The sequence below is a fragment of the Nostoc sp. NMS9 genome (assembly GCF_017114995.1).
Lineage (GTDB): Bacteria > Cyanobacteriota > Cyanobacteriia > Cyanobacteriales > Nostocaceae > Nostoc.
This window is the reverse complement of record NZ_JABXKL010000017.1, coordinates 1-15,961: the sequence shown is the minus strand read 5'-3', so window position 1 is coordinate 15,961 and position 15,961 is coordinate 1. Positions and strand designations below refer to the sequence as shown.

At 41.5% G+C, this 15,961-nt stretch carries 7 protein-coding genes and 2 pseudogenes; 3 read left to right on the top strand and 6 right to left on the bottom strand.

Features of this window, described 5'->3' with window-relative positions; all coding sequences use genetic code 11:
- Window positions 1-14: 14 nt before the first annotated feature.
- Window positions 15-4,061 (top strand): DNA-directed RNA polymerase subunit beta'', encoded by a 4,047-nt coding sequence (locus HWQ40_RS06265; protein ID WP_366933922.1) that lies wholly within the window; start codon window positions 15-17, stop codon window positions 4,059-4,061.
- A 350-nt stretch (window positions 4,062-4,411) separates the two neighbouring features.
- Here the strand turns inward: HWQ40_RS06265 and HWQ40_RS06260 are convergent.
- Window positions 4,412-5,292 (bottom strand): annotated as a pseudogene (locus HWQ40_RS06260) (IS982 family transposase).
- Window positions 5,293-5,821: 529 nt separating this feature from the next.
- Between HWQ40_RS06260 and HWQ40_RS06255 the strand changes: the two are divergent.
- Window positions 5,822-8,251, top strand: coding sequence for a LuxR C-terminal-related transcriptional regulator (locus HWQ40_RS06255; protein ID WP_292775692.1), 2,430 nt, complete (start codon window positions 5,822-5,824; stop codon window positions 8,249-8,251).
- Window positions 8,252-8,585: 334 nt separating this feature from the next.
- On the opposite strand, the gene HWQ40_RS06250 is transcribed toward HWQ40_RS06255, so the two are convergent.
- Window positions 8,586-9,266 carry a uracil-DNA glycosylase gene (locus HWQ40_RS06250; RefSeq protein WP_292775690.1) on the bottom strand — a complete coding sequence of 227 codons (681 nt, stop codon included), beginning with the start codon at window positions 9,264-9,266 and terminating at the stop codon, window positions 8,586-8,588.
- A 191-nt stretch (window positions 9,267-9,457) separates the two neighbouring features.
- Here HWQ40_RS06250 and HWQ40_RS06245 point away from each other — a divergent pair, with 191 nt between their 5' ends.
- Window positions 9,458-10,156 carry a phosphoribosyltransferase gene (locus tag HWQ40_RS06245; RefSeq protein ID WP_292775688.1) on the top strand — a complete coding sequence of 233 codons (699 nt, stop codon included), beginning with the start codon at window positions 9,458-9,460 and terminating at the stop codon, window positions 10,154-10,156.
- A 27-nt stretch (window positions 10,157-10,183) separates the two neighbouring features.
- Here HWQ40_RS06245 and HWQ40_RS06240 read toward each other — a convergent pair whose 3' ends face one another.
- From HWQ40_RS06240 to glyQ, 4 genes and pseudogenes are all read right to left on the bottom strand, one after another.
- Window positions 10,184-11,209, bottom strand: coding sequence for a tetratricopeptide repeat protein (locus tag HWQ40_RS06240; protein WP_292775687.1), 1,026 nt, complete (start codon window positions 11,207-11,209; stop codon window positions 10,184-10,186).
- Window positions 11,210-11,557: 348 nt separating this feature from the next.
- Window positions 11,558-12,028 (bottom strand): annotated as a pseudogene (locus tag HWQ40_RS06235) (NADAR family protein).
- Window positions 12,029-12,068: 40 nt separating this feature from the next.
- Window positions 12,069-14,423: a ComEC/Rec2 family competence protein gene (locus HWQ40_RS06230; RefSeq protein ID WP_292775685.1), complete on the bottom strand. Its 2,355-nt coding sequence runs from the start codon at window positions 14,421-14,423 to the stop codon at window positions 12,069-12,071.
- Window positions 14,424-14,927: 504 nt separating this feature from the next.
- Entirely contained in the window at window positions 14,928-15,827 is a 900-nt protein-coding gene (gene glyQ, locus HWQ40_RS06225; RefSeq protein WP_292775682.1) for a glycine--tRNA ligase subunit alpha, read from the bottom strand.
- Between the last annotated feature and the right edge of the window lie 134 nt (window positions 15,828-15,961).

Here is a 15,961-nt window from a genome sequence, read left to right as displayed (position 1 = left end):
AGGATTAATGACTAATGACTAACGAAAAAATGATTTTTCGCAATCGGGTGGTTGATAAAGGTCAGCTGAGAAATTTAATTTCTTGGGCCTTTACGCATTATGGTACGGCGCGAACCGCAGTAATGGCAGACAAACTAAAAGATTTGGGATTTCGCTACGCTACCAAAGCAGGAGTTTCCATCAGTGTAGATGACTTGATGGTGCCACCAACTAAGCGATTGCTCTTAGAAGCAGCCGAAGAAGAAATTCGGGCTACTGAAACCCGTTACCAACGAGGAGAAATTACGGAAGTAGAACGCTTCCAAAAGGTAATCGATACCTGGAACGGTACTAGTGAAGCTTTGAAAGATGAAGTAGTTGTTCACTTCAAGAAGACTAATCCCCTGAACTCCGTATATATGATGGCATTCTCCGGTGCACGGGGTAACATCTCACAAGTGCGGCAATTGGTGGGGATGCGGGGACTGATGGCAGATCCTCAAGGGGAAATTATCGATTTACCCATCAAAACTAACTTCCGTGAAGGACTGACAGTGACGGAATACATTATTTCGTCTTACGGTGCCAGAAAAGGATTGGTGGATACTGCCTTGCGGACGGCTGACTCTGGTTATCTCACCCGCCGATTGGTGGACGTATCCCAGGATGTAATTATTCGGGAATTTGACTGCGGCACCACTAGAGGTCTTAGCATTCGACCAATGACAGAAGGTGCTAAAACCTTGATTCCTCTAGCAACCCGCTTGATGGGAAGGGTAATTGGCGAAGATGTGGTGCATCCGGTGACAAAAGAAGTGATTGCAGCACGTAATACCCCAATTCCTGAGGAGTTGGCAAAGAAAATTGAAAAGTCTGGGGTGGGAGAAGTTGTGGTGCGATCGCCCCTAACTTGTGAAGCCGCACGTTCTGTCTGTCAACACTGCTACGGCTGGAGTTTAGCCCACGCCAAGATGGTGGACTTGGGCGAAGCTGTGGGGATTATTGCTGCTCAAAGTATCGGTGAACCTGGTACTCAGCTAACCATGCGGACATTCCACACGGGTGGGGTGTTTACTGGGGAAGTGGCGCAACAAGTTCGTTCTAAAATTGATGGGACTGTCAAACTTCCCCGTAAACTGAAAACCAGAACATATCGTACCCGCCACGGGGAAGATGCCCTCTATGTTGAGGCTAATGGCATCATGCTTTTGGAGCCAACAAAAGTAGGTGATGTTACTCCAGAGAACCAAGAGGTTCATCTTACCCAAGGTTCAACACTATATGTATTTGATGGAAATAAGGTAAAACAAGGTCAGTTGTTGGCAGAGGTTGCCCTTGGTGGACGCACAACTCGGACTAATACAGAAAAAGCAGTTAAAGATGTAGCCTCTGACTTAGCAGGGGAAGTGCAATTTGCCGAAGTTGTTCCAGAACAAAAAACTGACCGTCAGGGCAATACCACAACCACAGCCGCACGCGGTGGCTTGATTTGGATTTTGTCTGGGGAAGTTTACAACTTACCGCCCGGTGCAGAATTGGTGGTGAAAAATGGTGATGCGATCGCTTCTAATGGAGTTTTAGCAGAAACTAAGTTAGCCAGTTTGCACGGCGGTGTGGTGCGCTTGCCAGAAGCTACTCCAGGTAAGAGTACCAGGGAAATTGAGATTATCACCGCTTCTGTGGTCTTAGACCAGGCAACCGTGACAGTTCAAAGTTCCCAAGGTCGCAATAACTACTTAGTCTCCACGGGCAACAACCAGGTATTTAACCTTCGGGCTACACCAGGTACAAAAGTGCAAAATGGTCAAGTAGTAGCTGAGTTAATTGATGACCGCTATCGCACAACCACTGGTGGATTTCTGAAATTCGCGGGTGTCGAAGTCCAGAAAAAAGGTAAAGCCAAGCTGGGTTATGAAGTCGTGCAGGGCGGTACCTTATTGTGGATTCCTGAAGAAAGCCACGAAGTTAATAAAGATATCTCCTTACTGTTGGTGGAAGACGGTCAGTTTGTCGAAGCTGGCACCGAAGTCGTGAAAGATATCTTCTGCCAAAACAGTGGTGTGGTAGAAGTGACCCAGAAAAATGACATCCTGCGGGAAGTTGTGGTGAAGCCAGGGGAACTGCTGATGGTGGACGATCCCGAATCAGTTATCGGGCGAGATAACACCTTTATCCAACCAGGTGAGGAATTCCAAGGCAACGTCGCCACGGAATTGCGTTATATCCAGTATGTCGAGACACCAGAAGGGCCAGCCCTGTTGAGTCGTCCAGTAGTTGAGTTTGCCGTACCAGATAATCCAGATGTGCCATCAACGACATCGGTAAGTCAACAAACCGGGCGATCGATTCAATTAAGAGCGGTGCAGCGACTACCTTATAAAGATTCAGAACGCGTCAAATCTGTTGAAGGTGTGGAACTGCTGCGAACCCAGCTAGTGCTGGAAATTGAGCAAGAAGGGGAACAAGACCATAATGCTTCACCCCTGGCAGCAGATATTGAATTAGTAGAGGATACTGAAGACCCAGAAGTTCAACGTTTACAACTAGTAATTTTGGAATCTTTGGTAATTCGTCGAGACATTACCGCCGATGCCACCCAAGGTAGCACCCAGACGACACTTGAGGTACACGATGGGCTAACCATCGCCCCAGGTTCTGTAGTCGCACGTACCCAAATCTTGTGTAAAGAAGGGGGGGAAGTGCGGGGTGTCCAAAAAGGAACCGAAAACGTGCGTCGCTGTTTGGTGTTGCGTGACGTTGACAGGCTCACCATTAATACTAGTACTCAGCCCAAGGTAAAAGTGGGTGACTTGCTAGTAGAAGGTACAGAAGTTGCTCCCGGAGTTTTTGCCCCAGAATCAGGGCAAGTAGTGGATGTTAAAAGTGCTGCTGCTGCATCTGGTGGGGAATCAGCTCTGAGTACTAAAAACTTCGTTATTACTACCCGTATCGGTCGCCCTTATCGAGTCAGCCCTGGTGCTGTTTTGCAGATAGAAGACGGCGATTTGGTGCAACGGGGTGATAACTTGGTGTTGCTGGTGTTTGAACGCGCCAAAACCGGAGATATCATTCAAGGTTTGCCCCGGATTGAGGAACTACTTGAAGCTCGTAAACCGAAAGAAGCGTGCATCTTATGTCGGCGGGGCGGAGAAGTTAAGGTAGTTTACGGTGATGGTGATGAAGCGATCGCTATTAAGGTCGTAGAATCAAATGGCGTGGTGACAGATTATCCTCTGGGGCCAGGACAAAACTTGATTGTGCCAGATGGCTCAATGGTATTAGCGGGACAACCGTTAACTGATGGCCCATCTAATCCCCACGAAATTTTGGAAATCTTCTTTAGCCTGGGTTCCGAAGATGGAATCTATGCTTGTGCTAGCCTTGCTTTACAGAAGGTACAGACATTCTTGGTGAATGAAGTGCAAATGGTGTACCAGTCTCAAGGGATTGATATTTCCGATAAGCATATTGAAGTGATTGTTCGCCAGATGACCAACAAAGTCAGGATTGATGATGGTGGTGACACCACAATGCTTCCCGGCGAATTGGTGGAACTGCGCCAAGTTGAGCAGGTGAACGAAGCTATGGCAATTACAGGTGGTGCTAGGGCACAGTATACCCCAGTATTGTTGGGGATCACTAAAGCATCGTTGAACACCGACAGCTTTATTTCCGCCGCGTCCTTCCAAGAGACAACACGGGTACTCACCGAAGCGGCTATCGAAGGTAAATCTGACTGGCTGCGCGGATTAAAGGAAAACGTGATTATCGGGCGATTGATTCCGGCTGGTACTGGATACAATACCTATGAAGAACCAGGAGCGATCGATGATTATGCTGCTGAAATTACCAGTAGTGTGTTAGATGAAGTTGATGATCCCCTAGATATGGTCTTAGACGATCGCACAGCTCGCACCTATAATTTAGATTCTCCTACTCTCGGGGAATCTGGCTTTGGCAGCAGACGTGCGGAAAGGTCTATTCTAGATGAAGAAGATGAATTAATTGCTGACGAAGTAGTAGACGACGACGATTATGAGGAAGAAGAGGAAGACGACGAAGATGATTTCGACGACGAATAAAGACTTGAAATTTCGCGTCTAAAAAGTAAAAGGTAATATCAAGTCTGCTCAATTACCAATAACCAAAGTACCTCACCCGTGCTAGCGTGCCCCCTTGGCAAGGGGCACGCTAGCTTCAGTTTTACCCCTGGCGACGAGCAAGTCGTCATATTCAATTAAAATAACGTGCGCTTCCGTTGGAGACTCACGTTAAAATAAGTCATCGCAATTAGTGGACTGAAATTTTCTCTTTCACATATAGAGTCTAATCATTTACATCTTACATTCCGCACCCGAAAGTGTTACACATCAAAAAAATCAAGCTGAGTAGTACAAAGAAACTAAAATATCGTTAGTAACCTGAGTTCGGGTTAAGCAGATTGAGATAAGATCCAGTCCATTTGAAGGCTAGACTTCTTCGGTTGGTGAGAATAAGCAATTAATCCACACAGAACATTAACACAGAAATTAACAGGACTTCGATGCCTAGAATGTTCGATCTGAGAAATGTTCTTGAGTTGGTCGTTAATTGTCTCAATGATTGAACGCTTACGTGACAACAGTTTGTCATGAAGGGGCATCAACTTATTTTTCATATTGCGACGTGGTTTCGCAAAAAATTCAATTCCGAATTCAAAGAATAAAGTTTGTCAGCTAGCTGTTTCGAGACATAACCCCGATCTGCAAAGATTTTGCCAAACAAATCTTTGAGTAAATCAGGAATGGGTTTGCGGTCATCAATATTACCAGGGGTCAAAATCACATTTAGGATTTCACCGAGTTCGTTAACTACAATGTGCAACTTAAACCCAAAGAACCAATCGACGGAAGTCTTACCTCTAGCAGCAAAATCCTTAAACACCTTATTCCTTGAAATTCGACGATTATGGCAGACCTTCAAGCTGGTTGAGTCTGCAAAACCGATACCAGTACATTTGTCAAAACAATGCTTCAAGTATGCACATAGAGGGATGAGAACTGATGGCATCCATTCGACAAATCGTTGATAGCTTGGAAGTCCTGGAAATGCACACCTCCATTGTTTCTGTACATGTTCTAAATAAAAATGCTTGAAACTTCGGTAATGGTTTTGGTGAAATGCGTTCGCAATTGTCATGATTTCGCTTAAGCACAAGCTTTTTGCACGAACTCGCTTGATTCCTCCATGTTTTAATAGGGTTCTGTGCCATTGACCTTCAAATCTCTGACAGAAATCATCTACGTGACAGAATAATGCTTCTAAACTAAACATCGGGCAGGTGCTGGATTTTACGCTATTTTCAGCTTACTACCTGCCCCTTTCCTTATCCTGAACTCAGGTTAATTAATAAAGTCAGATTTAATCAGGGTTTCAAGGTTTGAATCTGTTGTCTTGTTTTGGAAAATAAGCCTCTGTGAACCAAAAGCTGATTCTTGAGGCGATCGCTTTTAGCTTATCTGGCTTCACGTTTAGCTAGTAATATACGTATATGTGTTGTTACTGATTCCCTTTCCGACGATTGACACAACTCGTTGGGCTGAATATAGAAATGAGCTAATTCTAGGCAAAGACCTATGATGGCTATGATTAGAGAAATTTTCTCAAAACGACTCATTACTTCATACCTCGATGATTTTGAGTAACTTAACTGAATTTTTTGTTAAGTAATTACTTTGTTTACACTCTGCCAAGTAATTTCATCTTTGCACTGTTTTCATAAACACCGATTGCACAAGTGTGAGTCTTTACTAAATTGCTTTTCATAAACACTTGTGAAGATGTTTTTAACTAGCATATAAATATGACTAGAGGGGAATTTGACAAAGGGTTTCAACAATTAACTCCAAGACGGCAAGAAGTCTTGAAGAGGTTTTTAGCTGGCGAAACAGATGAAGATATTGCCCTATCCTTGAGTATTACTGAAGAAACAGTAAGGCAACACATTTCAACCATTTGTAAAGCGTTTAACTTGAAAAATCAGTTCCCAGATGAACGCCGCTCAAAACGTAGTGATTTGATGGCTCTGTTTGCTCAATATATGCCTGAGTGGATTAGGAGTAATGCTTCTGCAAATACTACAAAACCAGAACTGACACTCCCAAAAACTGATGCAAGTACTATAAAACCAAAACTGACACTCCCAAAAACTGAGTCAGATCCAAATTTTGTTGGACGAGAAGAAGCGATCGCTGACCTGGACGAACTAGTAAGTGCAGGTAAAAAGGTAATTGTCATCCAAAGTCCTGGTGGTGTTGGTAAGACAACTTTGGCTAAGAAGTATCTCAAGAAAAAATTTGACTTTTTGATTGAATTTCCAATTGCTAAAGAAATCCAAGATATTGCTACCGTCGAGAGTTTGGTTGAAGAGCGACTGCGGCAGCTAGGCGAGGAGCCTGGACGTGAGTTTATGGTATCACTAGAGCGGCTGAAGCATAAGCTTAGAACTCAGGCAATGGGTGTATTAATTGATAATCTAGAACCTGCACTTGATAAGGCGGGCAGATTTATAGAACATCACCGCCATTATGTAGAATTGCTGCGAGTCTTGGCGGACTCTGAAGTTCAGTCAGTAACGCTCATTACCAGTCGCGAACCTTTGCATGAAAATGTAGAATTTTTTAACTATCCGCTACCAAGTTTAAGCGAACATGCATGGCGAGAGTATTTTAACAACCGTGGTATCAATACAAATACTGACGCTTTTGCTCAAATGCACAAAGCGTTTGGTGGAAATGCCTTAGTGATGAAAATTCTCTGCTATCCGATTCAGAGATACTTTAAAGGGAATTTAGCTACTTATTGGCAGCAAAATAAGAGTGTACTAGTCGAACCAGATGTAGAAAACCTAATCAAGGAGCAGTTCGACCGTCTCCAAAAAACTTATCCTGAAGCTTATAACCTTCTATGCCGCTTGGGATGCTATCGTTATCAAGTTGTTCCATCAGTATGTACTATTGGGCTTTTAGATTTATTGTGGGACGTACCTGAGTCACAACATTTGCGGGTAGTCAATGATTTGCGCGATCGCTCTTTAGTCGAGTTTCAGCAGCGTCCCTCGGTTAAATTCTGCAATAAAATTGAATACTGTAATGGTGAATACTGGCTGCACCCTTTTATCAGAGCAGAAGCAATTAGTCGGCTGAAGCTAAGTCAAGACTGGCGAAGAGCAAACTATCAGTCCGCTAAGTTTTTTACAAAAAGAGTAAAAATAGTTCAAGACACAAAAGAAGCATTAACTGCATTAGAAGCTCACTATCATTGGGTAACAATTGAAAACTTTGAAAAGGCCGCAGATGTCATCATAGAACAGAGAAATAATATGTGGGGAACTAATGAGTCTCTGGGGCGATCATTTTACAAACGAGGTCTTTTGCAACCGATGACTGATGCCATAATTAGTATATCAGGTAAGCTTCGATCAGATTATCGACTAGCCAAACTTATTCATACTTTAGGTGCTATAAGTTGGCTGTCCGGTGATATTCACCAAGCTATCACATATTGTGAACAATCCCAAAAAATAGCGCTTCAATCCTTAACTTCCGATTTAAATCAAATTGATGAAGAAACTCAAAAAAAACTCAAATTAATTGAAATCAACTCCTTATTAACTAAAGGTATTTGTCAAATAGGTCTTTGGGAATTAGAAGAAGCCGTCAATACTTTCGCTCAAATGAAAGAGCTTTGTCACGGATTAGATTATAACAAGTATGCGCCATCTGCCTTATTTTATCTTGCATTTTTAAACTACTGTTTAGGTCATTCTCAAGATGCGAGAGCTATAGCTGACCAACTATACAATAAACTACCAGAAAAGGATTTTCCTTCATGGATAAATGAAGGAAGACTCATTTACTTAGCTCTTACATACAAAAACTTAGGAGAAATTGAAAAATCCGACATCATTTACCGTAAAGTCATTTCATATTCTGAAGAAAATCAATTCGCTCAGGATAAAAGTAAAGCGCTAAGTGGTTTAGCAGAGCTATATAGAAAACAAGGAGATTTTAAAACAGCTCTTGATTATCATAAAGAAGCAGTAAATGGCCTAAAGCAAATTGGTGCTAAATATGATCTTGCTGAAACTTCTTATCAATTAGGATTGACTTATCAAAAGATGGGTGAAATCTATGAAAGTCAAGAAAGCTTTGATAAAGCAATTCAACTGTTTGATCAGATACAAGCACCTAAGCAAGTAGAAAAAGTACAAAAGGCAATGAATAATAGTTAAAAGTATTAAATACAGGTAAATTAAAATATAGGTTTTATCGTTACACTACTAAAGAAGACATCATTTTATACCACAAGTATAATACAAAAATTGGCAGTATGATAAAACTTACATTTTAAATAAATTGGTCAATAGGTTCTCTTGGTATTACTTTGCCTATGTCTTTGGGAATCTTTAATTACTTATGAAATTCCAAAAAATAAATTCTTCAGCCAGATTTAGTAAAGTTAGCGTTGAACACAAATGTGATCGCTTCCACTTGAATTAAAATAAAGCGATCGCAATTAGTTAAATCCGATATGCATTGCTATATATTTTGAGCAAATTTACCACATTAGCTGTTATTTTGAATTTCGTCTAACTTGGCACGCACTGCCTGGATATCCTGCCACATCAACCATTTCGGCGCACCTCTTTCCTTAGAAGGGTTACGCAGCAAGTAGGAAGGATGAAAAATTGGCATACATAAACGCCCTTCCCACTCTAGCCACTGTCCGCGAATTTTCGTAATTCCCCGCTTATCACCAGTGATCCCTTTGACAGCAGTCGCACCCGTTAACAGAATTATTTTGGGGTCAACTAAGCGAATTTGTTCTAGTAGGTAGGGTAGACAAGCTGCCACTTCTACAGGAGTGGGAACTCTATTCTCTGGTGGGCGACATTTATTGATATTGGCAATATATACATCACGATCAGTAGTCAGATTCACTGATGCCAAAATTTTCTCCAGCAATTGCCCCGATCTGCCTACAAATGGTAAACCCGTCTCATCTTCATTTTGACCTGGCGCTTCTCCCACGACCATAATTGGTGCTTTGAGATTGCCACGTCCGACAACAGCATGAGTGCGAGTGTCTCCCAATGCACAACGGTGGCAGCGATCACAATGCTGTGTCAACTCCGTTATGTCAGAATAAGTTCCGGGAGCGATCGGAATTTTCGCGTCTGTAGGAATCAGTTCTCGTTGGTTAAAAGTTGAGTCGTCGAAGAGGCTGAGTTGGGTTTCGCTGCTCATGAAAATCAGGATTTTGGCATCAGCGCTAGCTGTTATATCTGATTTAAATAGCCCTCTGGCTGGATATTTATCAGAACAATAAACTGTTGCTGAATACTTAATTATTTATACAAATCTTATTGTATCAGTTAATTTGAGACAAAATTCAGTCATGATAAAAGCAGTGCCGTCCTAAAATGCTGGGGGAAAGCATGTCACATACCCCACTTTTCGCCGATCGTACCCATGCAGGTGAGTTATTGGCGCGAGTAATTCATGATGTTTTGACTCAGCAAACTATTGATTCTGGAGTAAAGCCTGTACCAATTGTTTATGCTTTGCCAAGAGGGGGTGTACCAGTAGCAGCACCAATAGCACATCTTTTAGATTGTCCGTTGACAATTGTTGTGGCAAAAAAGATTAGCCATCCAGAAAACCCAGAATTAGCAATTGGTGCAGTGACTACTTCTGGAAATGTTCTTTGGGCCGATCAAAAGCTATTTCGCTCTAAACATGATGCGCGGTGGCGAGAAATAGCTTTAAATAAAGCAATAAACCTTGCTAAGTCTCTTGAGGCTCAATTAATTCCTGCTTGTCCGCAAGTGAATGCAGAGAATGCTACGCTCATCTTAGTTGATGATGGCATTGCTACAGGTATGACAATAGCGGTAGCAGCAACTGCCATGAGAGCGCTTTCTCCAGCAGCAGTTTGGTTATGTACTCCAGTAGCGCCACAAAAATTGCTACCTTGGTTAGAACAGTGGGGCGATCGCACAATAGTCTTGGAAACACCCGAACCCTTCTGGAGTGTGAGTAATTTTTACGCAGAATTTCCCCAAGTCGATACATTAGAAGTTCTCGTATATCTCCAACAACAAAAGACAATCGGGGAAATTGATCTGTGCGAGTAATTTTGAATTGTTATCCGGTCTTACTTTTTAACTATTTGAAGATGTTTCCTGCTGATATTGCATAGCTTTGGCATAATCACCCAAGGCGTAGCAAGCGACTTTCAGACTGGCAAGAGCTTGTTCTTCACTGCGACGATCTTTGGTATTTCTAGCTAACAACAAACGTTCTTCATAATATGTAATTGCTTTGTTATAGTCACCCAAAGCTTCACAAGTAACTCCTAAACTATTTAATGACTGTTCCTCACTACGCTTGTCTTGAATTTCTTTGGCTAATTGCAACCGATCTTCATAATACTTAATGGCTTTGGTATAATCACCTAAAGCATAACAAGCATTGCCCAGATTCTTTAGCACTTGAGAAGCACTGCGAACATTTTTTAAGGAGCGTGATAGTACTACACATTGTTCATAATAGGCGATCGCTTTTGGGTAATTGTTCAAAGCATACCAAGCATTACCCAAGTTCTTGAGTACCTGTTCCTCGCCCCAATTATCTTTGAGTTCCCGCACAATCTCTAAGCTTTGCTGCTGATACTCAATAGCCTGTGTAAAGTTGCCTAAAGCTTTATACACCAATCCCAGATTATTCAGTGCTGCCACTTGACTTCGTTTGTCTTGGAGTTGCTGCGTTATTTTCAAACATTTTTCTAGAAACTCAATAGCCTTTTTATGATCATTCAGGTGACGGTATGCATTGCCTAAATGGGAAAGAGATTGCATTTGCAATGCTAAATCTGAAGTGTTATTGAGCAAAGAAAGACACTGTTGGGAGTAAGAGATAGCACCTTTATAGTCTCCAGCGCTGTAAGTTACCAATCCTAAAAAAGAAAGTACCTGTGCCTGTTTTTCTAAATCGCCAACCGCCTGAAACAGCCCCAAGGATTGCTGTAAAGACTTCATAGCCGTTATTAATTCGCCAGCTTGCTGCTGTTGAATTCCTTGCCGTAGTAGCTTGGATGCTTCTGACAAGTGGTCATCACTTTCTTGTGGAGGTATTATTTCTGCTTGCGAACTAGAATTAAATTCATGGGTAATGGTATTACGCTTCACTGATTTTAGGTATGTTATGGGTAATTGCAAGAGAGCTGTATTTTTCGATCTGTTTATTCCATTCGCCTTTAGACATCAACTCCTTCCTGTGAAGTCTGCTGCTAAATTTAGTGTTCCCAAAACCAGGATGCATCTTTCAGCAGTCTCGTTTACCACAGCATAAGTTTAGAAGAGGTGAGAGTTTATATAGCGATCGCTATTGAATTTTAATCGAGATTTTTAGATTACCACTCATGAAGAATAATAACTCTATAGAAGTTTTAGAGCGTTTGCGATCGTCTTTATTTCTTATCTCTTCGTGTTCTCTACGTCTGGAGTAGTTCGATTAAAAAACTATTTCCTACAAGATTATTTAACACTTTTATTATTAATATATGCTCTGTATGTATTGTGCAGGATATCCCGCACCTCCATTAAAATTTTTCCTAGCATATTTTTACCACTGCCATCGGCTCCACAACCCCAATAAAAATCGATAGGCGAGTTCTCAACAATTTCTGCATTTCCTGTGGAAAGTAAGATATCTCTAATATCTGTATGAGTTTGAAATTTACATAGCACAGCTTGCCGCATGATGTCGTCTTTAACTTGTTCCCAATCTTGACGTAGGGGACGGTTTCTCTCACGCCCCATTCTTGCCGCATCTTTAGATGTTTTAACTAGGCGTATTTGTTATACATGAGGTGTACTTACAAACTTTTGTGCTTGAAAGTAGTGTTCGCTAGTTGACCAGTATAATCCATCTAATTCAAAACCGTGGGGTGAAAAGTTAGAGAAACAGCCATATTCTTCACGAGTGCTATAAAAGTAGATTGTCATAAATTTAATACAACTTGAATTCACCGAATTTTTAAGTTTTTTATAAAACAGATGATTTATTTTCTGTTGATTCAATAAACGCCTCAAACTGACCATTAGGAGTCCATAGAATAGCCCCATCTCGTCCCGTAAAGAACAGTTTAGTTTGGCTTTGATTCAGTTCAGATAAAGTTTTTGGATCAAAGTTGGCAGAAGAAGCGATCGCTACTTGTGGTTGCAGAGCAATAACTAAATCTTTCAATGACTCAGGCGCACACCAAAGCACTTGCGGGCGAGTCAAACTTCCATTTTTAACTAGTTGTTGTACCTCTTTAGATTTAACATTACCTACTAATAACCAATTCTGATCTAAAATTTGCAATTGTAAAATAGGTAATTGATCGTTAATTAATTGCACTACTATCGAACCAGCTTTCACAGCTTGACCAACTGCTAATGGTTGATAAATTCCTTGATGTTTTTGTAGTTCCTGTTGAATTGCCTGAGTTGTAATAGAATTATCTGTTTGGGGTAAATATTCATAAAAATTATTGATTGGTAAACGTTGCATTAATTCAAACCAAGCATTACTTTCATTGCCTTGGAAATCAGTTGCGATCGCCCAATTTATTTGATTTACACCCTGCTGTTGTAAAAACGGTAAAATTGTAAAACGTCCTGTACCTTCATCGCCACTATTAATTACAGTTACAGTCCCTCGATCTTGAACAACTACAATTGGTTCCGTACCAGATTCTAAGACAGTTATCCTAAACAATGTATTTTTATAATGCCAAAGTGGGATGAATACTAAACCAATCGCAATCATATTAGCAAACCACCACCGCCTTTGCCACCAAGGTACTAGCCAGACCAATATAATTAGTATATAAATTGCCAAAAGCTGCCAAGTAGATATGCTGCCCACCGCAACAGAATTTCCAGGCAAATTGCTAAAAAATTCCACTAGTTTAATTAACCAATCAGTAGGGTAATGTAACACCCCGGCTAGGAAGCTTCCTGCTTCAGTCCAAACTAAACCTACTAACGCACTGATAATTCCACCTATACTAATGATCGAAATTAATGGAGTACTAACTACATTCAGCAACAGACTATAAGATGGTACAACTCCAAAGACAAAAAGTTGCACAGGTAAAGTCCAAATAGTTGCAGCTAGGGGAACAGCAATCAAAGCAGCGATCGCAGGCGGTAGCCATGCTAGACAATTAACTAATGCGGGTACTGTTACAACTAATCCTAATGTTGCTAAAAAACTCAATTGAAAACCTAAATCCCAAATCCATAGAGGATTAAACACTAATAGGAGAGTTGCTGCCAATAGTAACGATCCAAACTGTTTTACCTTCCTTTTTAATAGCAGACCAACTAATGCCGCAAAACCCATAATTACGGCTCTGAGAACCGCAGGTTGAAACCCTGTTAAACTCAGAAAAATAATTAAAGCCAAAAAACCAAGGGTAAATTGCGTTCCTTTTCTTGCCCGCCTTGTTAACTGTAAAATCACACTCAAAATCAAAGAAGTTTGGAATCCAGAAGCTGCTAAAGCATGAGCTAATCCGGCTTGTACAAATAAGTCTCGGATATCGTAGGGTAAATCAACAGCCTTGCTACCTAAAACCATTGCACTGACAAGAGGTCCTTCAGGAATGCCCAACCAACGAACTTGCGATCGCACAATTCGCTCCCGAATTTGCCACCATCCCCATTTACGTTCCGGCTCCAAAACATTTATTTGTCGCCCAATTAGACCGGCAAACGTTCCTTCCTGCTTGAGAAACTTCTGAAAGTCGAAACCACCAGGATTGGAAGCCGCCTTCGGTTTGTATAAAATCCCAGTCACAGCAATTTGTTGACTAGGGTATAACCCAGTAGCCTGAAGTATAGGCACTGTCACATACAATTTGCCTGTAACCCCTTGTGGAACACCCGCTGAACCTTTATTATTTTTGACTTCATCTAGCTGAGTCGCTTCCAGCCAAAATTGTCCTCGCTGACTGCGAGTTAAGCGGGGATTACTCGCCACTTCGCCGCGTACAATCACAAGTTGTTCTTGATTACTGCTATTTCCAGGTGGGACAAACTGACTAATATCTTTTGCACCCGGTTGTGGCATTCGCCATTGAAAATATAGAGTTGCCAGTAATCCCACCAAGCCAGCAGCTAGCCATATTCGAGGATGGGGAGTAGTTTGCCAAATATTAGGCACTGCCTTATTTTTGCTTCCAGCATTTTCTGATTTCTGAGCAAATTGCTGTAGTGTGATGCGTTTTCTAAAAAGTATTGCTCCCACAATCCCCACAACCAAAATCCCCACACCACCCCAGGGAACTGCTGTAAGCAGCAACCCAAAAATGTAGCCAAGACAAATAATTACACCACTGGTTTGAATCATAAGATTTTTGTAAAAGCACCTAGCAATCTGAATTTACAGGTGATTTAAATATAGATAGGGCAGCAATAAAGAAAAATCGGCGTTGCTGAATTTGGTTATGAAATTCAAAAATAAAATATTCCAAACTCTTATTATCTGTGCTTGGAGCACCTCTGCGTGAGCTTTTTATCTCTCTAATTAGCAACAGCGAAAAGTTTTTATGCTTGTGGTGAGTATAATCCATCAAGTTTATATAAACAAAGCCCGCACAGGCGGGCCTTATCCTTCTTGTAGCTTTAATGTTCTAGATACAATATTTAACCGTATTTCTATCCTTTAACAAAAGCTACATCAAAAAAATATACCTAGGTTAAACCTCAGCGCCACAAGGATAAACAGAACACAAAATCGTAGTGAATTAAATTTGGACGACTCTGCGTACCTTTGCCTTTACTTTGCGTACCTCTGCCTTCAAACAGCTCTTATTTTACACAAAATTGTACTTAGTTCGTGTAGCCGCACCCTTTAGGATATTGGGCTTCCTGTTGAACTCACAGTATCTTTGAGCAACGGAAAACCCAACTTCTCCCTTTGCTCAACATATAAATGAGCTACCTTCCTAGCCAAATGCCGAATCCTGGCAATATAGCGAGTTCTCTCCGTCACCGAAATCACACCTCTAGCATCCAGCAGATTGAATGTGTGCGAACACTTCATTACATAATCTAAGCTAGGCAATACCAATCCTCGTTCCGTCAATTGGGTAGCTTCCTGCTCATACAAATTAAATAATGTCAGTAGCAACTCAGGATTTGACGCTTCAAAGTTGTATGTACATTGCTCAATCTCACTTTGCAGGAAAACATCGCCATAAGTAATGTTGTCTGTCCACTGGATCTTAGTAAATGCTTCTACTTGCTGGAGATACATTGTCAGCCGCTCTAACCCGTATGTAATTTCAATCGACACCGGACGGCAATCAATTCCTCCACACTGTTGGAAATAGGTAAATTGAGTAACTTCCATCCCATCTAACCATACTTCCCACCCAGTGCCCCAAGCTCCCACAGTTGCATCTTCCCAGTTATCCTCTACAAACCGAATATCGTGGTCTTGAGGACGAATACCTAAAGCTCTTAACGAATCAAGATAAATCTCCTGAATATTATCTGGTGATGGCTTAATCAGAACTTGGTACTGATAATAGTGTTGGAAGCGGTTGGGATTTTCGCCGTAGCGTCCATCAGTAGGACGACGACAAGGCTCAACGTAAGCAACAGCCCAAGGTTCCGGCCCCAATGCTCTTAAAAAAGTCTGGGGATTCTTAGTACCAGCCCCCTTTTCAATATCGTAGGGCTGGGCAATAAGACAACCGCGATCGCCCCAGAAATGATGCAATAAACTTATTACCGACTGAAAATTCACGCTTCTTCCATCCTTAGTCAACACAGTGCATAAACCATTGTTGCCTAGAACCCGGTACTGTGGGCAGTTTCAGGAGACACTAAAACCGTCCAAAATTATTTTGGAGAAAATAGTTGACACAAGGAGTTGGGTTC

What these genes read in the sequence shown, in the direction of transcription:
- HWQ40_RS06265 (WP_366933922.1), top strand. Translation starts at nt 15, where the DNA reads ATGACTAACGAAAAAATGATTTTTCGCAATCGGGTGGTTGATAAAGGT.
- HWQ40_RS06255 (WP_292775692.1), top strand. Translation starts at nt 5,822, where the DNA reads ATGACTAGAGGGGAATTTGACAAAGGGTTTCAACAATTAACTCCAAGA.
- HWQ40_RS06250 (WP_292775690.1), bottom strand. Translation starts at nt 9,266, where the DNA reads ATGAGCAGCGAAACCCAACTCAGCCTCTTCGACGACTCAACTTTTAAC.
- HWQ40_RS06245 (WP_292775688.1), top strand. Translation starts at nt 9,458, where the DNA reads ATGTCACATACCCCACTTTTCGCCGATCGTACCCATGCAGGTGAGTTA.
- HWQ40_RS06230 (WP_292775685.1), bottom strand. Translation starts at nt 14,423, where the DNA reads ATGATTCAAACCAGTGGTGTAATTATTTGTCTTGGCTACATTTTTGGG.